The sequence below is a fragment of the Pseudomonas sp. HS6 genome (assembly GCF_023375815.1).
In the GTDB taxonomy this organism is placed as follows: Bacteria; Pseudomonadota; Gammaproteobacteria; order Pseudomonadales; family Pseudomonadaceae; genus Aquipseudomonas.
In genome coordinates, this window is record NZ_CP067412.1 from 2,354,690 (window position 1) to 2,375,468 (window position 20,779).

Annotated in this window: 17 protein-coding genes; 6 read left to right on the forward strand and 11 right to left on the reverse strand. The window is 59.9% G+C overall.

What is annotated here, in order from left to right; genetic code table 11:
• Positions 1–25: 25 nt before the first annotated feature.
• Both JJN09_RS10855 and JJN09_RS10860 read right to left on the reverse strand, forming a co-directional pair.
• Complete coding sequence (locus JJN09_RS10855; protein WP_249490119.1) at positions 26–1,060, reverse strand: Fic family protein; 1,035 nt, start codon at positions 1,058–1,060, stop codon at positions 26–28.
• 65 nt (positions 1,061–1,125) lie between these two features.
• Positions 1,126–2,901, reverse strand: a complete 1,776-nt coding sequence (locus JJN09_RS10860) for an ABC transporter transmembrane domain-containing protein (protein WP_249490120.1) — start codon at positions 2,899–2,901, stop codon at positions 1,126–1,128.
• Positions 2,902–3,159: 258 nt separating this feature from the next.
• Here JJN09_RS10860 and JJN09_RS10865 point away from each other — a divergent pair, with 258 nt between their 5' ends.
• Positions 3,160–3,339 (forward strand): PA1571 family protein, encoded by a 180-nt coding sequence (locus tag JJN09_RS10865; RefSeq protein WP_027611439.1) that lies wholly within the window; start codon positions 3,160–3,162, stop codon positions 3,337–3,339.
• A gap of 57 nt (positions 3,340–3,396) precedes the next feature.
• On the opposite strand, the gene pdxB is transcribed toward JJN09_RS10865, so the two are convergent.
• The gene (gene pdxB / locus JJN09_RS10870) at positions 3,397–4,539 is read right to left on the reverse strand and encodes a 4-phosphoerythronate dehydrogenase PdxB (protein ID WP_249490121.1); all 1,143 of its coding nucleotides are present in this window, start codon (positions 4,537–4,539) and stop codon (positions 3,397–3,399) included.
• A 178-nt stretch (positions 4,540–4,717) separates the two neighbouring features.
• On the opposite strand from pdxB, the gene JJN09_RS10875 reads away from it, so the two are divergent.
• Positions 4,718–6,127, forward strand: coding sequence for an MATE family efflux transporter (locus JJN09_RS10875; RefSeq protein ID WP_096822097.1), 1,410 nt, complete (start codon positions 4,718–4,720; stop codon positions 6,125–6,127).
• Between the two features lie 50 nt (positions 6,128–6,177).
• Here JJN09_RS10875 and tusA read toward each other — a convergent pair whose 3' ends face one another.
• Positions 6,178–6,429: a sulfurtransferase TusA gene (gene tusA, locus JJN09_RS10880; RefSeq protein ID WP_007953079.1), complete on the reverse strand. Its 252-nt coding sequence runs from the start codon at positions 6,427–6,429 to the stop codon at positions 6,178–6,180.
• Positions 6,430–6,494: 65 nt separating this feature from the next.
• The gene (gene rlmM / locus JJN09_RS10885) at positions 6,495–7,568 is read right to left on the reverse strand and encodes a 23S rRNA (cytidine(2498)-2'-O)-methyltransferase RlmM (protein ID WP_096822098.1); all 1,074 of its coding nucleotides are present in this window, start codon (positions 7,566–7,568) and stop codon (positions 6,495–6,497) included.
• A 221-nt stretch (positions 7,569–7,789) separates the two neighbouring features.
• On the opposite strand from rlmM, the gene acnA reads away from it, so the two are divergent.
• Positions 7,790–10,531, forward strand: coding sequence for an aconitate hydratase AcnA (gene acnA, locus JJN09_RS10890; protein WP_249490122.1), 2,742 nt, complete (start codon positions 7,790–7,792; stop codon positions 10,529–10,531).
• Positions 10,532–10,820: 289 nt separating this feature from the next.
• On the opposite strand, the gene JJN09_RS10895 is transcribed toward acnA, so the two are convergent.
• Positions 10,821–11,636, reverse strand: coding sequence for an aminoglycoside phosphotransferase family protein (locus JJN09_RS10895; protein ID WP_249490123.1), 816 nt, complete (start codon positions 11,634–11,636; stop codon positions 10,821–10,823).
• Positions 11,629–12,117, reverse strand: a complete 489-nt coding sequence (locus tag JJN09_RS10900) for an SRPBCC family protein (protein ID WP_085713126.1) — start codon at positions 12,115–12,117, stop codon at positions 11,629–11,631. The genes JJN09_RS10895 and JJN09_RS10900 overlap by 8 nt, the downstream gene beginning before the upstream one ends.
• A gap of 196 nt (positions 12,118–12,313) precedes the next feature.
• Between JJN09_RS10900 and JJN09_RS10905 the strand changes: the two genes are divergently transcribed.
• The gene (locus JJN09_RS10905; protein ID WP_249490124.1) at positions 12,314–13,234 is read left to right on the forward strand and encodes an ADP-ribosylglycohydrolase family protein; all 921 of its coding nucleotides are present in this window, start codon (positions 12,314–12,316) and stop codon (positions 13,232–13,234) included.
• A gap of 55 nt (positions 13,235–13,289) precedes the next feature.
• Entirely contained in the window at positions 13,290–13,694 is a 405-nt protein-coding gene (locus tag JJN09_RS10910) for a lysozyme inhibitor LprI family protein (RefSeq protein ID WP_249490125.1), read from the forward strand.
• Between the two features lie 122 nt (positions 13,695–13,816).
• Here JJN09_RS10910 and peaD read toward each other — a convergent pair whose 3' ends face one another.
• The 4 genes from peaD to peaA all read right to left on the reverse strand — a co-directional run bounded on the left by peaD (position 13,817) and on the right by peaA (position 18,398).
• On the reverse strand, positions 13,817–14,938 hold the full coding sequence (gene peaD, locus JJN09_RS10915; RefSeq protein ID WP_249490126.1) for a quinohemoprotein amine dehydrogenase subunit beta: 1,122 nt from the start codon (positions 14,936–14,938) through the stop codon (positions 13,817–13,819).
• A 28-nt stretch (positions 14,939–14,966) separates the two neighbouring features.
• Positions 14,967–15,290 (reverse strand): quinohemoprotein amine dehydrogenase subunit gamma, encoded by a 324-nt coding sequence (gene qhpC / locus JJN09_RS10920; RefSeq protein WP_008016081.1) that lies wholly within the window; start codon positions 15,288–15,290, stop codon positions 14,967–14,969.
• Between the two features lies 1 nt (position 15,291).
• Positions 15,292–16,722: a quinohemoprotein amine dehydrogenase maturation protein gene (gene peaB, locus JJN09_RS10925; RefSeq protein ID WP_249490127.1), complete on the reverse strand. Its 1,431-nt coding sequence runs from the start codon at positions 16,720–16,722 to the stop codon at positions 15,292–15,294.
• A gap of 95 nt (positions 16,723–16,817) precedes the next feature.
• Entirely contained in the window at positions 16,818–18,398 is a 1,581-nt protein-coding gene (gene peaA / locus JJN09_RS10930) for a quinohemoprotein amine dehydrogenase subunit alpha (RefSeq protein ID WP_249490128.1), read from the reverse strand.
• 131 nt (positions 18,399–18,529) lie between these two features.
• Here peaA and JJN09_RS10935 point away from each other — a divergent pair, with 131 nt between their 5' ends.
• The gene (locus tag JJN09_RS10935) at positions 18,530–20,710 is read left to right on the forward strand and encodes an amidohydrolase (RefSeq protein ID WP_249490129.1); all 2,181 of its coding nucleotides are present in this window, start codon (positions 18,530–18,532) and stop codon (positions 20,708–20,710) included.
• The last annotated feature ends 69 nt before the right edge of the window (positions 20,711–20,779 follow it).

Below are 20,779 nucleotides of genomic sequence, written 5' to 3' on the forward strand. Positions count from 1 at the left end.
GCATTTTTTTGGGATCAGTAATTGGTTAACCGTGTTGCAACTTCACCAACTGAAATCTGCCGCTCGAAGTCAGCCGGTACTTCTGATTCGGGCTTCTCGGCGAGTCGGGGTCAGTCATTTCGATCAACTCACCCACTAAAGCGGGTGTCAGGTAGTTCGCGCGAAAAGTAGCCTTATGGGCCAAACCTAACGCCCCCATCAACTCGTTGACACTGAGAGGAGCGCTATCAATGAGTAGCTGAAGCAGCTTTCTTACTTGGTCGGTTACTTGGTCGGTTACTTGGTCGGTGGAAGGCTCATTTTCGATAGCCTCACGCAACGCCAGATTCAGCGCATTCAACATGTACTCCACGAACGGCGTTGATTCCGCCATTCGGTCAGCGGCCGACAACGCTGCGTAATAATCATCCTGCTGCTCGCGAATCACCGCCTCAACGGGCAAGTACGCCAATACCGGTCGCCATTGACTGAGGATCAGCGTCTGCCATAGCCGCCCCATTCGACCATTGCCATCGGCAAATGGATGGATGAACTCAAACTCGTAGTGAAAGACACAACTGGTGATCAACGGATGCCAGTCCGATGCATCGAGCCACGCCAGCAAGTCGTCCACCAAATGGGCAATCCGGCTTGGCGGCGGTGCCATGTGGACCAGTTGTTCGCCACGATAGATACCGACACCCGCTCGACGAAAGCGACCGCAGTCGTCAATTAGTCCCTGCATCAGCAACTCGTGGGCACGCAGCAAGTCGGAACGATTACCGGGCTTCCAGTCAGTCAGGCACTCATATGCCGCAAAAGCATTGCGCACTTCCTGAATTTCCCGAGGCAACCCCAGCACTCTCTGCCCGGCCAACACCGCAGTCACCTGTTCGACGCTGAGTGTGTTGTTTTCAATCGCCAGAGAAGCCTGGATCGTTCGAATACGATTCCCACGACGCAACTGAGGTGTCTGTCGCCCACTGTCAGCAGCCGAAAGCTGACCGATCTGCTCACTGATCTCCGCGATCAGTGCGAGCATTCGAGGCGTCAGTGTCAATGGGGGTTGGTAGCGACTCATATCCATTCCAGGTGCTTCTCAATGGTCGCCATAATGCCCGATGCCATCGAGCTAGGCAGCCTTATTCAATGTGCTTTCTGACCATCACTGAACTGCAGCGCCGCCAACCGCGCATACAGCGGATTGCTCGCTATCAGCTCCTGATGCGTGCCAACTGCTACCAGTTTGCCCTGATCCATCACCGCGATCCGGTCGGCGTTTTTCACCGTCGCCAGGCGGTGAGCGATGACCAAGGTGGTGCGGTTTTGCATCAGACTGGGCAGGGCTTGCTGGATCAGGTGTTCGCTCTGGGCATCGAGAGCGCTGGTGGCTTCGTCCAGCAGCAGGATCGGCGCGTCGACCAGCAGCGCTCGGGCGATAGCCAGGCGCTGGCGTTGTCCGCCTGACAGGCCGAGACCGCCGTCGCCCAGGTGGGTCTGGTAGCCGTCGGGCATTTGTTCGATGAAGTCGTGGGCGTGAGCGATTTTTGCCGCTTCCCGCACCTGTTCCAGCGTGGCAGTCGGGCAACCGTAGCGAATGTTTTCTTCGACGCTGCCGAAGAACAGCGCCGGGGTCTGCGAAACCAGTGCAAAGCAGCGACGCAAGTCCAAAGGATCAAGGCTCGTCAGCGGTACGCCATCGATCAGGATTTGCCCTTCGCGCGGATCGTAGAAACGCAGCAGCAAGTCATACACCGTGGACTTGCCCGCGCCGGACGGCCCCACGAGCGCGAGGGTTTCGCCCGCGTTGACCGTCAGACTCAAGCCGTCAACGGCAAAGCTTTCGGGACGCGAAGGGTAGGAAAAACGCACGTCCCGCAACGCCAGTTCGCCTTTGATCCGCTCGGGCAAAGTCACCAGTCCGGCTTTCGGCGGCTGGATGATGTTCTCGGAACGCAACAATTCGGCAATGCGCTCGGCAGCGCCGGCCGCACGCTGCAATTCGCCGATCACTTCGCTCAAGGTGCCAAAGGCACTGCCGACGATCAGGCTGTAGAACACGAACGCCGCCAGCTCACCCGCAGAAATCCGCCCGGCAATCACGTCCATGCCGCCGACCCACAACATCACCGCGACGGCACCGAGCACCAGCACGATCACCAGCGTGATCAGCCAGGCCCGCTGAAAAATCCGTTTGCGTGCGGTTTCGAACGCTTGCTCGACGGTGCTGGCGAAACGTTGTTCGTCCTGCACCTGATGGTTGTAGGCCTGCACCGTTTTGATCTGGCCGAGGGTTTCCGACACGTAACTGCCAATGTCGGCGATCCGGTCCTGACTCAGTCGGGAGAGGTTACGCACGCGTCGCCCGAAAATCAGGATCGGCGCAATCACCAATGGCAGCGCAATCACCACGATGCTGGTGAGTTTAGGGTTGGTGATGAACAGCAGCACCACACCGCCAATGACCATCAGCAAATTACGCAGGAACAGCGACAACGACGAGCCGATCACCGATTGCAGCAATGTGGTGTCAGCGGTCAGTCGTGACTGAATTTCCGAGCTGCGGTTGTCCTCGTAAAACCCGGGATGCAGGTACACCAAATGGTTGAACACCTGCCGACGAATGTCTGCCACCACCCGTTCACCGATCCATGACACCAGATAAAACCGGGCAAAAGTGCCGACCGCGAGCCCCAGCACCAACAGCATGAACAGAGCAATGGATTGGTTGAGCAGGTGCGGCGACTGGGTCATGAACCCCTGATCGACCAGCAGCTTGATGCCCTGCCCCATCGACAAGGTGATGCCGGCCGTGACGATCAACGCAAGCAGAGCGCCGAAGGCCTGCCAGCGATAAGGCTGGAGAAAATGACTGGTCAGGCGCAGGGCCCGGCGGTGGCGCGAGGAGAGCATCGGGATCATTCAGGTTCACGTCGTGTGCTGATTAATGGGGCCAGCCTGGACACTCAATGGGGTGGAACTCTGCAAATCACAATGAGTCAGGTTAATTATGACCGGCCAGACTACCCCCTAGATGCTATCGGTCTAACGTCCGGGTTGAGACGAACGGTCATTTCTGCTTGAGTGGAGATACCGTTCCGGAAAGATCGAAGGGAGTTGTCACAGCCTGGTCACCTGACGGTTTTATTGTGCATACACAACCTGATGAGGAGACAGGCCATGTCCTTGCAACACAGCAGCGATGACAAGATTCAAGTGATCCGCACCAAGCCCGGCCAACCTCTGGGTTGCTCGATTATCGATAAGGATGGGCGCGAAGTGCCAATCACTGAAGACATGATCCAGGACGCCTGCCGCGAACTGGAGAAACGATTGGTCAAGCCTGCCGAACAAAAGTGATATCGCCACCGTCTTCCTGACCCGGCCCCTGGAGGCCGGGTTTTTTCTGCCTGCGGTTTATACGGCCACAGCGCCCAGCGCTGTCACGATCTGACGCAGGGCCGGCGAGTCACCGTCGATCCGAACCTTCAGTCCTTCGATCTCGCGCCGTACCGGATATTGCTTGCGCAATACATCGAACGCCGCACGTTGCTCACCGACGCTACCCAACAGGGTGCGACGGAAATCCGCATCATCCCGGCGCGGGTCGTACACGCCACGGCACAACATCGCCAGTGCCCAGGCCGGATCGCTGTCGGCATGCAGGGAAACTTCCGACAACCACGGTGCCGGCAACAGATCGCCGAGCTGAATGCTGGCCGGCTTACCGATGAATTCGCAGTACGCCTGATAGATCTGCGCCGTGCCACGCTGCTTGCCATCGAGGCTGTAACCGGCGATATGCGGGGTCGCCAGCACACAGAGTTCGGCCAGTGCCACATCCACTTGCGGTTCGGCTTCCCAGACATCGAGCACCGCCTGCAGGTCTTCACGCTCCAACAACACTTCGCGCAACGCGGCGTTATCCACCACCGGACCACGGGCGGCGTTGATCAGCCAGGCGCCGGGCTTGAGTTGCTGTAACCGTTGTTCGTCAAACAAGTGCCAGGTCGCGCCGTCGCCGTTGCGAGTCAGTGGGGTGTGCAGGCTGATCACGTCGCACTGCGCGATGATCTGCTCCAGGCTGACATAGTCACCGCCCTCGGCTGCCTGACGCGGCGGGTCGCAGACTTTCACGTTCCAGCCCAGCCCTTTGAGCACCTTGATCAAGCGACCGCCCACTTCACCGGCGCCGATCACGCCATAGGTACGCTCACTCAAATCGACGCCTTCGATTTCAGCCAAAGTCATCAGACTGCCGAGCACGTAATCCACCACGCCCCGGGCATTGCAGCCGGGCGCGCTGGACCAGGTGATGCCGGCCTCATTGAAATATTCGAGATCCAAATGATCGGTGCCGATGGTGCAGGTGCCGACAAAACGCACCTTGCTACCTTCGAGCAACGCGCGGTTGACGCTGGTCACCGAGCGCACCAGCAGCACGTCGGCCTGTTCGACCGTGGCCCGGTCAATGGAACGGCCCGGCACCCGGCGGATCTCGCCGAAACCGGCAAAAAAGGCATCGAGCAGCGGGATATTTTCATCGGCAACAATCAGCATGGCAGGGCTCCTTGGGCGGATCGGCAGTGTAGGCGCTGGGACTGCGATGAGCCAGCAGGCTGTGATGCTTGATAAGGCGGGACGATTACAAATCCGCAACAGAGGATTTTTCCTGACCATTACGTCAGCGGCGTAGAATGCCCGGCCTTGCGCATCAACCCCTGTGGACGCTTTGCCTGTGAATTCCGTAACTGAACGCCCTGACGCCGTTTCCCTCAACCGCCCTGCCCGGGTTCGCCTGGAGCTGAAAAATCTGCTCGGCCTGGCCCTGCCGATCATGATCGCGCAACTGGCAACCACCGCCATGGGCTTCGTCGATGCGGTGATGGCCGGGCGCGTCGGCCCAAAGGATCTGGCGGCCGTGGCGCTGGGCAACTCGATCTGGGTGCCGGTGTTTCTGCTGATGACTGGCACCCTGCTGGCCACCACGCCGAAAGTCGCCCAGCGCTTTGGCGCCGGCACCCACAGCGAGATCGGCCCGATCGTGCGTCAGGCCTTGTGGCTGGCACTGGTGGTGGGCCTGATGGCGACCGGCATGCTGTTCAGCGCAGAACCGATCCTGCACCTGATGAAAGTCGATCCGGAGCTGATCGGCCCATGCATGCAGTACCTGCACGGCATCGCCAGCGGTCTGCCAGCAGTGGCCTTCTACCATGTGCTGCGCTGCACCAGTGACGGCCTCGGTCGCACTCGCCCGGCAATGGTGCTGGGCCTGTGCGGCCTGGCGCTGAACATTCCGCTCAACTACGTGTTCATTTATGGTCACTTCGGCGTTCCAGCCATGGGCGGCGTCGGTTGCGGCTGGGCGACAGCGATCGTGATGTGGGTGATGGCGCTGGGCCTGGCCGGTTACGAGCGCTGGGCGCCGGCCTACAAGTCGAGCGAACTGTTCAGCCGTTTCGACTGGCCGCAATGGGCGGTGATCAAGCGCTTGTTGGCCATCGGTCTGCCGATCGGCGTCGCGGTGTTTGCCGAGTCGAGCATCTTCGCAGTGATCGCGCTGCTGATCGGCAGCCTCGGCGCCACGGTGGTCGCCGGGCACCAGATCGCGCTGAACGTCAGCTCGCTGGTGTTCATGATTCCGTACTCGCTGGGCATGGCCGTGACCGTGCGTGTCGGTCAGGCATTGGGCCGTGAAGAACCCCGTGAAGCGCGTTTCGCTGCCGGTGTCGGCATGGGCACTGCGCTGGCTTACGCCTGCCTGTCGGCGAGCATGATGTTGCTGATGCGCGAACACATCGCGGCAATTTACACATCGGATCCGATGGTGATTCACATCGCGGCAATGCTGATCGTGTATTCGGCGCTGTTCCAGTTCTCCGACGCGATCCAGGTCACCGCCGCTGGCGCCCTGCGCGGTTATCAGGACACTCGGGTCACGATGATCCTGACCCTGTTCGCCTATTGGGGCATCGGCCTGCCGGTGGGTTACGCCCTCGGCCTGACCGACTGGCTCGGCGAGCCACGCGGCCCGAGCGGTTTGTGGGAAGGCCTGATCGTCGGCCTCAGCTGTGCGGCGCTGATGCTGTCGATCCGCCTGACACGCAGTGCGCGCAAACGCATTCGCATCAGCCGCTCGATGGGCTGATCGGCCATAAAAAAAGACCTGCAGATGCAGGTCTTTTTTTTGCCTTCCGATCAACCGGACTTCTTGCGAATCCAGTACAGATAGGTCCCGGCTTCTTCGTGCTGCCCCACCAGTTCATGGTCGAGAAACACGCAGAACTTGGGGATGTCGCGACGGGTCGACGGGTCGGTGGCGATCACCTTGAGCAGGCCGCCGGGCACCAGGTCACGAATGTGCTGGTGCAGCATCATCACCGGCTCCGGGCAGTTGAGGCCCGTAGCATCGAGGGTGCCGTCGACCGGCGTATCAATCATTTCACTCATGATTCACTCCTGAAACTGGCCGGCATTGTCGCCCAATGCCGGGTGTTCGGTCACCTGTCGCGCGCTCAGCGGGCTTTGGCTTTCTTCACGTCATGGCGGCGCAAATGGCAGGTCACTTCTTCGCGGTCGTGGTACAGCTGCTTGCAGCCGATGTCGACCTTGATCCCCCGAGCCTTGAAACCATCGGCGATGCGTTCGAGCAGGCGCTTCACTTCGGCATAACGCTGCTTCATCGGCAACTTGAGGTTGACCACCGCTTCCCGGCAATGGCCTTCTCCGATCCACTCTTCGAGCATCGCGGCGTTGCGCGCCGGCTTCTCGACGATGTCGCAGACCATCCAGTCCACCGGCTGCTTGGGTTTGAAGGTGAAACCATCAGCCATCAAGTGCTGCACCAGGCCAGTGTCCATCAGACTTTCGGCCATCGGGCCGTTGTCGATGGCCGTCACCAGCATGCCGCGATTGACCAGTTGCCAGGTCCAGCCGCCCGGCGCAGCGCCGAGGTCGACGCCGGTCATGTCGCTGTGCAGGCGATCTTCCCACTGATCACGGGGAATGAAGTGGTGCCACGCCTCCTCCAGCTTCAGGGTCGAACGGCTCGGCGCCTCGCGCGGGAACTTCAGGCGCGGAATGCCCATCGGCCACATCGCCGAGTTTCCGGCATCGGCCAGACCGAGGAACACCTCACGGCCGCTCTTGAAGGTCAGCAACAGACGCGGCTTGCTGGCGTCGTCCACCAGTTTGCCGGCGCCGGTCAGCGCCTTGCGCAGCGGGCCTTCGAACTTTTTGCAGAAGTTCGACAGTTCTTTGCCGTCGTTGGTGTCGACGACCTCCAGCCACAGGCTGCCGCACACCGGGAATTCGGCCATGTGCGCGAGGATCACGCTGATGCGGTCGGTTTCCGGCAGATCGATGAAGAGTCCACGCGCCCACTGGCGCGGGAAGATCAGCTCGGCGAAACGTTGACCACGCATCAGGCGCTCGGCGCCGTCTTCTTCCGTGCAGACAAACTCGGCGCAAGCGGTCGCCGGTTTGGCCTTGGCGTAGCCGGCCACGTTCAGTTGGGCGGCGAGGTCGGAAATCTCCGAGCAGACTTCGCCTTCGAAGCCTGGCCGGCAATGCATGAATAGGGTGTTCATTCTTACTCCTGGGCAGAGGGCGATCATTCATCCCCTGCGCGATGCCCAGACCTGCGTTGAAGCAAAGCCTGTCACGAAAACCGGCGCATGATAGCCCATGTCGGAACCTTGGTTCCGCCAATAGAGTCCAGTTATTAGCCAGCTACCTAAAACAGGGCTAGGTTTAAAGCTCTATTCGTCCCCTCAATCCGTAGCCGTGCGGATTCAAAGGAGTGATCGTAATGCCGTCCCTCGATAGTCTGAAATCCCTTAAAACTCTGAAAATCGACGACAAGACTTACCACTACTTCAGCCTGCCGGATGCTGCCAAAAGCCTGGGCAATATCGACAAGCTGCCCATGTCGTTGAAAGTCCTGCTGGAAAACCTGCTGCGCTGGGAAGATGAAAAAACTGTCACCGGCGCCGACCTCAAGGCGATTGCCGCGTGGCTCAAGGAGCGTCGCTCCGACCGGGAAATCCAGTACCGCCCTGCCCGGGTGCTGATGCAGGACTTCACCGGTGTACCCGCCGTGGTCGATCTGGCCGCGATGCGCGCCGCCATGGCCAAGGCCGGCGGTGATCCGCAGCGGATCAATCCGCTGTCGCCGGTGGATCTGGTGATCGACCACTCGGTGATGGTCGATAAATTCGGCAGCGCCAGCGCTTTCGAACAGAACGTCGACATCGAAATGCAGCGCAACGGCGAACGTTATGCCTTCCTGCGCTGGGGCCAGAGTGCTTTCGACAACTTCAGCGTGGTGCCGCCGGGCACCGGGATCTGCCACCAGGTCAACCTCGAATACCTCGGCCGCACCGTGTGGACCAAGGACGAAGACGGCCGCACCTATGCCTTCCCCGACACGCTGGTCGGCACCGACTCCCACACCACCATGATCAACGGCCTCGGCGTACTTGGCTGGGGCGTCGGCGGGATCGAAGCGGAAGCGGCGATGCTCGGGCAACCGGTGTCGATGCTGATTCCCGAAGTAATCGGCTTCAAACTCACCGGCAAGCTCAAGGAAGGCATCACCGCCACCGACCTGGTGCTGACCGTGACCCAGATGCTGCGCAAGAAAGGCGTGGTCGGCAAATTCGTCGAGTTCTATGGCGACGGCCTCGCCGACTTGCCACTGGCGGATCGCGCGACCATCGCCAACATGGCCCCGGAATACGGCGCGACTTGCGGCTTCTTCCCGGTCGATGACGTAACCCTCGAATACCTGCGCCTGTCCGGCCGCCCGGCTGAAGTGGTGAAACTGGTCGAGGCTTACACCAAGGCTCAGGGGCTGTGGCGCCTGCCCGGTCAGGAACCGGTGTTCACCGACAGCCTGGCGCTGGACATGGGCAGCGTTGAAGCCAGCCTCGCCGGGCCGAAACGCCCGCAGGACCGGGTGTCCCTGCCGAATGTCGGCCAGGCCTTCAGTGACTTCCTCGACCTGCAATTCAAACCCACCAGCAAGGAAGAAGGACGTCTGGAAAGCGAGGGCGGCGGCGGTGTCGCCGTGGGCAATGCCGATCTGGTCGGTGAAACCGATTACGAGTACGACGGCCACACCTATCGGCTGAAAAACGGTGCCGTGGTGATCGCCGCGATCACGTCCTGCACCAACACCTCCAACCCGAGCGTGATGATGGCTGCCGGGCTTCTGGCGAAAAAAGCCGTGGAAAAAGGCCTGACCCGCAAACCGTGGGTAAAAAGCTCACTGGCACCGGGTTCCAAAGTGGTCACTGACTATTACAAGGCTGCCGGGCTGACGCAGTACCTCGATCAACTCGGGTTTTCACTGGTCGGTTATGGTTGCACCACCTGCATCGGCAACTCCGGGCCGTTGCCGGAACCGATCGAAAAAGCCATTCAGAAAGCCGACCTGACTGTCGCTTCGGTGCTGTCCGGCAACCGCAACTTCGAAGGCCGGGTGCATCCATTAGTGAAAACCAACTGGCTGGCCTCGCCACCGCTGGTGGTCGCTTACGCCCTGGCTGGCAGTGTGCGCACCGATATCAGCAGCGAGCCGCTGGGCAATGACCAGCAGGGCAATCCGGTTTACCTGCGTGACATCTGGCCGAGCAGCAAGGAAATCGCCGACGCGGTGAATCAGGTCAACACGGCGATGTTCCACAAGGAGTACGCCGAGGTGTTTGCCGGCGACGAACAGTGGCAAGCCATCGAAGTGCCGCAAGCCGCGACTTACGTCTGGCAGGCGGATTCCACCTACATCCAGCATCCGCCGTTCTTCGATGACATCGCCGGGCCTTTGCCGGTGATCGCCGATGTAAAAGGCGCGCGGGTGCTGGCCTTGCTGGGTGATTCAGTGACCACCGACCACATCTCCCCCGCCGGCAATATCAAGGCCGACAGCCCGGCCGGACGTTATCTGCGCGAGCAAGGTGTCGAGCCACGGGACTTCAACTCCTACGGCTCGCGCCGGGGCAACCATGAAGTGATGATGCGCGGCACCTTTGCCAATATCCGCATCCGCAACGAAATGCTTGGCGGCGAAGAAGGTGGCAACACGATCTACATTCCAACCGGCGAAAAACTGGCGATCTACGACGCGGCCATGCGTTATCAGGCCTCAGGCACGCCGCTGGTGATAATTGCCGGGCAAGAATACGGCACCGGCTCCAGCCGCGATTGGGCCGCCAAAGGCACCAACCTGCTCGGGGTGAAAGCGGTGATCGCCGAAAGCTTCGAGCGGATCCATCGTTCCAACCTGGTGGGTATGGGCGTGCTGCCGTTGCAGTTCAAGCTTGATCAGAACCGCAAGAGCCTGAACCTCACCGGCAAGGAAACCCTGGAGATTCAGGGCCTGACTGGTGTCGAGCTGACGCCAAGGATGAACCTGACCCTGGTGATCACCCGGGAAGACGGGCGTCAGGAGAAAATCGAAGTGCTGTGCCGCATCGACACCTTGAACGAGGTGGAGTACTTCAAGTCCGGCGGGATCCTGCACTACGTGTTGCGGCAGTTGATCGCCTCGTAAAACCTGCAGATGCAGAAACACCGCCAATCGGCGGTGTTTTTGTTTGGGCACAATACTTTTCCATAGGCGAAAAAAAACCCGCCGAAGCGGGTTTTTCCCAAGACCATTATCGACTCCCTGTCGGCAGCGATCCTTGCTAATGGTCGATCATCCGTGATCCTGAAACACTCCCTGTGCTTCAGTTGATGAGGCTAGATTACGCTGTGGATCCAATCGGCAATAGTCGACAAAGCTACCATCGCGTGTAAGACATTCGCCATAGTGCCCCTTCCGAAAACCCTTAGTCGTGTCAGGCACCGAGCGCAAAAGCCGCCAGATGCGCGACTTGCAGCTGTCCGGCGGCGGCTTTTTGTTCGTCATCCTCCATGAACCACGCGGCAGACAGTCCGGCGAATGCCAGTACCCACTGCAAGAGGCGTTTTCGCTCAATTCCCGCAGCTTCGCAGATCACATCGACTTGCCGTCGAAAACGTTCAGGATCGGCGGCCGTCGGCAATTCCGGGTTGCAGATCAGGTTGGCGTAGTCGTAGCCGCGCTCGCCCCGCACCCGTTTCGGGTCAATGGCCAGCCAGCCGCGCGGGCCGAAATCGAGAACGTTGTCGTGGTGCATGTCGCCGTGCAGCACGACGACGTCCCGAGGCGCGGCGAGCAAGGTTTCGGCCATTTGCAGGCAAACAGAATATTGGCCGCCGTATCGGGCAGCGGCCACCCGCAGTGAAGAAAACCACGGCGCCAGCTCCACCAGTGGTGGCGGCTCAGTGAGACGCGGCCCATGCAACCGCGCCAACGCCCGGCACATGATCCGGGTGGCCTCGTCATCCTCGCCGTTGAGCGCCATGCGCATCAACGAACGCAGGCCCATGGCCCGCTCCAGCAACAGACCGTCCTCATGATGCGCGAGCACTCGGGCGGCGCCGTCGCCGTCCCACCAGGTCATCAGCAGGTTGCCGTACTTTTCCTCATCGTCCACCGCGACTTTCAGCATCGCCGGTACGTCGCCCTGACGCACCGGCAACAGCTTGCTGCCCGGCGTGATGATCGGAACACCGTCGGGCACCAGCGCCCAACGCTTCAACCACGGATCAAACCACTCGCTGTCAGCCACCTTCACGCTCGCGTGCCCTGTCGGTTTCGGCGAGAAAGTGTTCGAGTCGACTCAATTGCTCTTCCCAGCCCCGGCTGTCCATGTAGTACGCCTCTTTCTGGCGGACGTCGGGAATGTGTGCGAAACCTGACTCGGAGACCTTCAGCAGCGTGCCGTTCTCGTAGTCCTGCAGCTCGAATTTGACCAGCGTGGTCGGTTCCTGGGAGTAATCGATTTTCGGGTTCACGGCATAGGGATGCCAGCGGAAGGAAAACAGTTGCTGGGGCTCGACCCGCTCCACCAGCACGTTCCAGAGCACATGTTCATAACCGGGGTACGTGACCTGTCCCTGCGTCCACTCGCCAGCGATAAACCGCCGCCCTTCCAGAGCCACGCCAAACCACTGGCCAAACGCCTCGGCATCGACCAGCGCGCGCCAGACATGGGAGCGCGGCGACCTGAGCATGATTTTACGTTCAAAGCTGTTGGGTACTGGTTTCATACGTCACCTCCTGTTTTGAACAGTAGGCTTGTATGACCACATGTCCAATGCGAAGTTGTATCAATCCAGTGCAACTGTCGGGTCTGATTGAAATATCCGGCAGTATTTTGGGGCGCCGGTTCGTCAGAATGCGGACGGATCAGCGCTGCCAAACTGATAACGTTCGCAGCGAATTGAACGACACAAGGACGTCATCATGCAGCCCTCCCTCCTCGAACGTTACCGTGGCGCCCTGCTTGGTCTGGCCTGCGGCGACGCGGTGGGGACCACCGTCGAATTCCAGCCTCGGGGCAGCTTCCAGCCCCTGACCGACATGGTCGGTGGCGGGCCTTTCCAGCTGAAACCCGGCCAATGGACCGACGACACCTCGATGGCCCTGTGTCTGGCAGAAAGCCTGCTGAACAAAAACGCGTTCGATGCCGCCGACCAGATGGGCCGCTATCTGAACTGGTGGCAATGGGGTTATCTGAGTTCTACCGGCGAATGTTTCGATATCGGCATGACCGTGAGTCATGCGCTGGATTGCTATCAACACACCGGAGAGCCGTTTGCCGGCTCCACTGATCCGTTCAGCGCCGGCAATGGCTCGCTGATGCGTTTGGTCCCCGTTGTACTGTTTTATTTTCCCGATGCCCGGCAAATCAGGCGATTCGCCGCCGAAAGTTCACGCACCACACACGCGGCGCCCGAGGCCATCGAATGCTGCCAGTTGTTTGCCGAACTGCTCGGCAAAGCACTGGAAGGCGCATCGAAAGCGGAATTGCGCAGCCTGCCGCAAACAGTCTTCAGCCAGCCCAAGGTGGCGGTGATTGCCCGGGGCGAATACCTGCACAAGACCGAGCGCGACATTCGCGGCAGTGGCTACTGCGTCGAATCCCTGGAAGCAGCGTTATGGTGCTTCCAGCACACCGACAGTTTTGCCGCGGCCGTTCTGCAAGCAGCGAATCTGGGGGATGACGCGGACACTACGGCCGCCATCGTCGGCCAGTTGGCCGGCGCCCATTACGGCGTGCAGGGAATCCCTTCCGGGTGGCTGGAAAGGCTGCATGACGGAGAAGAAATTGCAGCGACAGCGGAACGGTTGCTGAACGCATCAAGGCATCGCGAACCTTGTTAGCGCCACGAAGCCGCTAAACTGCTCGGCATCTTAATTCAACACAGCGAGAAACCCCATGTCCCCACGCCTGCTTCTGGCCCTGACACCATTGCTTTTCACCTCAATTGCCCACGCTGCCGTGGACTGCGCCAATGCCAGCGATCAGGCGACGATGAATCAGTGCGCCGGGCAGGAATACAAGGCGGCCGACAAGGAGTTGAATGCGGTTTATCAGCAGATCACCGCGCGTCTGAAGGACAACGCCGATGCCAGGAAGCTGCTGGTCAACGCGCAACGAGCGTGGATCGGGTTTCGCGATGCCGAGTGCGAGTTTTCAACATCCGGGGTAGCGGGCGGGAGTGTTTATCCGTTGATTTACAGCAACTGCATGACGGGTGTGACCCAGTCGCGGGTCAAGACGCTCAAGCAGTACTTGAAGTGCGAAGAAGGTGACATGAGTTGCCCTGTGCCGGGGGCCTGATTTTTTAGGGCTTTGGTAGACCTCATCGCTGGCAAGCCAGCTCCCACATTGGTTTTGTGCCGTTCACCAATCCCCTGTGGGAGCGAGCTTGCTCGCGAAGGCGTCATCCCTGACGCCGCTAGTTACCGAACAAATATCTGCGCCGTGGTAATCGCCATATCCCCGCCCGGCAACTTGATGCTGCCGGTCTGCTTCATGGTCTCGGCATCAAAGATCGCCACGTCGTTGAACGTCCCGGCCAGGTAGATCTTACTCCCGTCCTTGTTGAACGAAATGCAGTAATAGGAATGGTCCAGGGTCGCCGCCTGAATCAACTTCTTCTGCTTGATGTCGTACTTGGCCAGACGATTGAGCACGCCGAACATCAGGTTCGGATCCTTCGGCGAGCGCATGCCGCTGAAGTAGATTTCGGTCAGCGGGCCAAAATCAGTGGTTTCGGTCTTGCCGGTCTTCAGGTCGATGCTGAACAGTCCGTACAGGTACTCGGCAGTGGCCGGATCCTGCTTCTTGTCCTTGAATTTGGCGGCGGTGTACAGCAGCGAGAAATCGTGGCGATAAGTCTGCTGGTTCCACACGTAAAGCACGTCCGGCGCGCTGTAATTCGGGCGTTTCCAGTGGCGGCTGGGGATCAGCACGTCGAACTTGCCGCTTTTCACGTCGACCTTGTACACATCAGCGCCAGCCACATACAGCGTGCCATCATCGCCGCTCTGCATGATCGTCAGCTGCCGTGGCGCCGGGAAGCTGCGCACCGGTTTGGCGTTCATTCCGGCGTCGGTGGCGTAGACGTCCAGACGCGGCTGCTTGACCTCGTAGTGGTCGTTGAGCATCAGCGTCGGGTTGGCGATGGTGTAAAGCTCCTTGCCGTCGTGGCTGACAGTGAAGGCAAACATCGACCGCGCTTTCTCCCCGGGCTGCTGGGTGATGCTGGCGTGGAACACCTGCTTGCAGCTGTCCAGCTCAACACCGTAAACGTCGGCGTAATGGTTGTTCAGCACATAGGCGGTCTTGCGATCCGGCGACAGTTGAACAGTGCCGGGGCCAAAGGCATCGGGCATCTTGCAGGTCTTGTACAAGGTGTCGGTCGCCAGGTCGATGACGTGCAGGTTGTTCGGGTAGTTGGTGGTCAACATGTACTCGTGACCGTCTTGCAGCACCGTGTTTTCATCGGCCAGAACCGAGAGCGAACAGGCGCTCAGGACCGCGAGTGCGGCAAGACCGCAGGCTTTGTTGAGGCTAGGCATGCTGGAATCCTTCTTTTTATCCGGGCGATCACTTGTCTTTCGGGAAGACAGTGCCGAGGTTGCGCCAGTTGTCGTTGGACGCCTGGGCATCCTTGTTCCAGTCCGGGTAGGTGCTCATCATGTCCGGCACCTGGGCCGGCCACCAGCACGGGTCGGAGCAGCCATACAGATCCGCTTCCATCGGCTGGCACAACGACGACACCCCGCCGAACGCATCGATTTCCCAGCCAGGGTCGGTGGTCGAGGCACACCCGGCGACGGAGCTCATCGCCACCACTTCTTCGATGCGGTTCTCATCCGCGGCCTGATCCAGCTTCAACGCTTTGTTATTGATTGCCTTGAGATGTTTCATATCAGTGAGCCTTGCGCGGAGTGATGTAGCTGCTGATGAACGCAGGGTTGGTCGCCATGATCCGGGTGTAGACCTCAATGCCGAAGTCGACCCAGTCACGCATCAGTTCGCAGTAGTGATACGTCGGGTGGGCCGGGTCGCCGTAGCGGGCGTAGCTTTCGTGGTAGCAGCCGCCGGAGCACAGATTGCGGATCTGACAGTCGTGGCAACCGGTGTTGGTGCGATCCAGGCGCTGGGACAGAAAGTCGTTCAACTCGACCTGTTTCACGCCGCTGTGGACGTTGCCGAAGGTCGGCAGCGATGAACCGGTAAAGCGATGGCACAGGTTCAGTTCGCCCTTGTGATCCACCGCCAGCATCTTCAACCCGGCACCGCACGGCAGGGCCTTTTTGTGGCCTTCGTGGATGTCGGTGATCAACTGATGCAGGTTGGAGAAACCGATGTTGCGGTGCTCCAGCGCGGCTTCCAGATAACGCCGACCGAGGCGTTTCATACTGGCGAACACTTCGATCAATTCAGCGCTGGTGAGGTTAAAACTGCTGATGTCGCCGGAGGTCACCGGGGCGAATCCGACTTCGGCAAAACCCAATTCGTTGAACAGGTGATCCCAGATGGTTTCGACGTCAGTGACGCCGGTGGTCAGGGTCACTCGCGCACCGACCGGGCGGCTGTTGTAGCGTGACAGCAACATTTCGGCCTTGCGCCGCACCACGTCATAGGTGCCCTGCCCGCCCACGGTGATGCGGTTGCGGTCGTGCACGGTTTTCGGTCCGTCGATGCTCACTGACAAACCGAAGCGGTGGGCATTCAGGTAGTCCACGGTTTCTTCGGTAAGCAACGTGGCGTTGGTGGTCATGACGAATTCGACGAACTTGCCGGCCTCGGCAAAACGCTTCTCGCAGTAATCGACCATGTACTCGATCAGCTTGCGATTGCTCAAAGGCTCGCCGCCGAAAAACACCACGGTGAAGCGTTCTTCGTCGGGGGATTCACGCAGCAGCATTTCCACTGACGCGATGGCGGTTTCGACGTCCATCTTCTTGCCGGCGGACGGCTTGTCGAGGTCTTCCTTGTAGCAGTAGGTGCAGCTCAGGTTGCAGCCGGTATTGACGTTGAGCACCACAGTGTTGATCGCAGTGCGCTCGACGCGTTTGACCGCGATGTCCGGCGTCAGCGGCGAGCCGTCGCTGACCAGTTCCAGCGAGATCAGCTCGCGCAGGGTCTCGTTGATTTCCTCGCCGTTGAACCGCGCGCCGAGGCGCCGGATCAGGTCTTCCGAGGAACAGCCAGGGCCGCGCAATGCATCGATGATGGTGCCGGTCAGCTCATCGCTGGCGAACAGCGAACTGCTGGGGATGTGGAACAACATGCGGTCGGCGTCGACGTGCACTTCGTGCAGATTACGTTCGACCAGATTCAAGATAGCGCCCATTGCAAACCTCCTGTGCAAACCCCGTTTGGCGGGACTTGCGGTCATTCCGAAAAGTGTCTGAATCGCTGTGGCTCAGCACAACTCACGTTTCAACATCAGGGAATGGGTGGATTGTTCCAGCGTTGCACGGTGACGATCATGTGGCCTTCGCCGGTCAGGGATTTCCCTGCGTCGTCGACGGCGGCGATCACCTTGAGGTTGCCGGCATTGTTGGTGGACATCTTGCGTGCCGGATTCGGCCCGGCGTCGCCAGGGGTGAACACGCCGGCGTCGGCCTGCATGGTGCCGGCGAACTTGACGTCTTCATCCTCTTTGGCGCGCTCGTCGAAGGCTTCGACTTTCCATTGCGCCGGAAACACGCCTATGCGATACAGCTTGCCGTCGGCACCCTTGCCCCAAGCTTCAGCATCGAAGCGCCCCTGGACTTTCGGCGTCGAACCGCCGCCCTCGCCGATCCGTGCCACCGAGAATTCCGGCACCACTTTGACCGAAGTGATCGTGTTGTACACCGACAGGCTCGGGCCTTTCAGACTGCCGACGCTGACGGCGCGCAGTCCCGGTTGGGCATTGGCTGCGGCTTTGACCTTGACCTTGATCCGGTCAGCGTTCTGCTCGACCACTTCGACCACGTCTACGCCTTTGCCGAAGTTCGGCTTGCCGTTCAGACCGCTGCCGACCAGCGTCACTTCGGTTTCGCTGCCGGCCTTCACGTAACCCGGCTGCACCGCCAGCAACCGCTGGGAACCCTGTTTGGCCGCGACGAAGTCCAGGCCGCGCTCATCGTGCTCGGCCTCGAACATCCGGCCCTGCATGGCGTTGCCTTGCGCAGCGAACACCTGACGCATGGTCACGCCATCGACGGTCACATTGCCGCGCCATTCGTAGCCGCTGTAGAGAATTGCGCTGCCGTCGCCGTTGAACGGACTGCCATCGGCGTACTGACCTTTGACGGCGACCTTGAAGGTGTCGCTGCCATCGGCCGTGACGCTCATGGTGCCGGCCAGTTCACCCTTGCCCGGTAGGTGACCGCTGAAGCTCCAGTCGCCGACCAGCGCCTCGGCTTTCGGCGCGGTTTTGACCCACGCCTGCCATGCCGGATTGTCCAGCGGATAACGTTTGGCCAGCAGCGGGACCATTTCCTTGCGGGCGATATCGAACCAGTCGCGATCGCGGGCCAGCGCCTGATACTCCAGCGACGGCCACTGGCCGAGGTGGAAATTCACCAGGCGTTCCCATTCCTGGGCTGGACGCCGTTGCAGGGCGATCCGCGCACCGGAGTGGCAGCGGCCGCACATCTGCGCGGTTTTCTCGTCGAACTGCTCGACGGTGTTCAGTCGTCGCTCCAACGCGTAGCGCACGCCATCGGTTTCGCTCGGCGCCAGCCCTTGGGTGTCGGCGAGGTATTTGACCAGCGTGCGACGGTCGTCATCGCTGATCTGCAAACCGTGCATGGTCTGCATGCGGGCAATGCTCATCAGCCAGCCTTCCGGGGTCTTGCGCTGGTGGCTGATGCGGCTCAACTGGTCGCCGGCTTCAGGGGTGTGACAGCCCTGGCAGGTTTCCTTGAGGATGGTCTGGGCGTCGCGGGCTGCCAGGCTGTGGGGCGAATGCAGGGCCACGCAAGCGGCCACGGCCAGCAGGCTGGCGCTCATGCCTGATCGGAGTTTTCTCTTCATCAACGTCGAACCTCGCACGGTGCTTTCTTATTGTTGTGGCTTATCGTTTTTATGGTTTCTGCCGTTCGCGGCGATGCACGAACGGAGGCAAGCGAAACGTCTGCCGTGAGCAATACACGGAGCGTGCCAGCTTGCCGATAAGCTTTTCAATCAAGCAGTTACGCGTTCATCACGGCGTCGCGTCAATCTTGGCGCGGCTTCCCGGCGTCCAATTTCGCGACAACTGTTGCAGTCTGAGACAAGCACAGTTGCAGCGCCAAAAGCCGGGTGGCCGACGACTGACCGTCCAATATCAAAGTGCCTGCTACGCTTGCTGTTCGCACACTCCGTGCGTCACGCCTCAAACCACCGAAAACCTGAGGAATGGAATCATGGGATCACATGGACAGGGTCAAGGCTGCACTCATTGCGGCTGCGAAAACCCGGTATGGAATACGCTCAGACACACCGTCGACCTTAAAGCCTTCGCAGGCAAGGTCGCCGGGCTGCTACCGGAACCCGGCAGCGAATCGTTGATCTTCACCGGCGGCAGCATCTACCCCCTGAAAAACGGCAATATGGATGAGCAGGTCGAAGCGCTGGGGATCCATGGCGGCGACGTGGTCGCCTCGGGCACCCTCGCCCATGTGCAGGAGCGCATGAAGGCCAAGGGCATCAAATACACAACGCGTTCGCTGGGCGGTAAAACCCTGCTGCCGGGTCTGATCGAACCACACATGCACATCGTGCAGTCCTGCGTCATGGATGGATGGGTGAACCTGGGGCCCATCGACGAGCACACTCAAAAGCTGACGCCCCTTTATAACTGGGACACGCTCAAGGGAACCCTCCAAGCCAAACGGCCAAAGGATAAGAAGCACTGGATCCTTGGGCGTATGGTCGATCCTGCGCTGATGCCTTTCATTGTGGTGCAGGGAGGCGAGAACAGGCTCACCAGCTTCTATTGCGACAGCAAGCTCGATCCGCAGGCCGACAACACCGGCAATCTCGACAGCATTGTCAGCGATTCTCCACTGCTGATGATCAGCGCCTCCATGCACACCGTTTATCTGAACACGGCCGCGTGCGACATCGTGTATCACCACGACAACACCGCCAGCCAGAAGCTGCGGGATCAGTACAAGAGTTTCGATGAATTCCTCAGGCTGACCAAGGGCAATCTGCAGGAAGAGGCCGGGATCACGCCTGCCCTGTTGTCGATCCCGCTGGTGCAGGCTCTGGATGTGGTCAATATTTTCAAGTACATGAAGGACTACTTCGAGACGGCCTCCAAAAGAGGCATCACCCTGATGTATGACGCTATGGTCGACCCCGTATCCAAGGTGATTCTGGAAGCCTACGGCATCACTCATCCGCGCAATGTTCGTGTGGGTTACGCAGCAGCTTGCAATGGTGTGGACTTCAGTAAGATCGAGCCCTACAAACCGGTGACCAAGGAAGCGGCCAGGCTGTTCTATCAAGGCTCGGTGAAACTGATTTCCGACGGTTCAAACCAGGGGCTGACGGGCTATCAGGCCGATCCGTACTGCTGCAAAACCGACCATCCCTACGGTAACTTCAACTTCTGTGATCCGGGCGAGGATCATAAGAGTCCGAAGACGCTGCCCGAAACTTACCAGACCACACTGGACAAGGCAGTGGCCACCGGCTGGCCGCTGATGATCCACGCCAACGGCGACCGGGCCATCGAGTTCACGCTACAGGCCTACAAAACCGCATTGAAGGGCCAGAGCGGACTGGAAAAGCGCCATCGCATCGAACACTGCTCAATGCTCAACAACGACACCCTTGATCAAATGAAAGACCTGGGCATCTCTCCCAGCTTCCTGATCGGTCACGTCGGCTACTGGGGTTACGTGTTCGAACAGGCCATATTCAAGGAAAAAGCCACAGATATGCTCGACCTCTGCCAGGACGCTTTGGGCAGAGGGTTACGAATATCGCTGCACAGCGATTGCACGGTCACCCCGTTAGGGCCGTTGCGCTCGATGGAACAGGCGGTAACCCGCAAGATGGAAGGCATACGCGACAAGAACGGTATGTTTGTCGACGACGCTGCCCAACAACCAGTGCTTAACGAAGGCCAATGCCTAAGCCGTCAACAAGCGCTGAAAGCCATCACCTATGACGCTGCGTGGCAATGCCATGCGGATGCCTTTACCGGTTCGTTGCAAGACGGGCATTTCGCCGACTTCGTGATTCTCAAGAATAACCCCCTCGACGAACAATATCCGGCCAGCGAAATCCGTAAAATCGTCGTCTGCGAAACCTGGAAAGGCGGGCACAAGGTGTACGCCAATCCCCATCCCTGATCGATGAGCGCCCGATCATCCGGCCCCCAGATCGGATGATCGGATTCGGTCGGCGGCATGGCCCGCGCC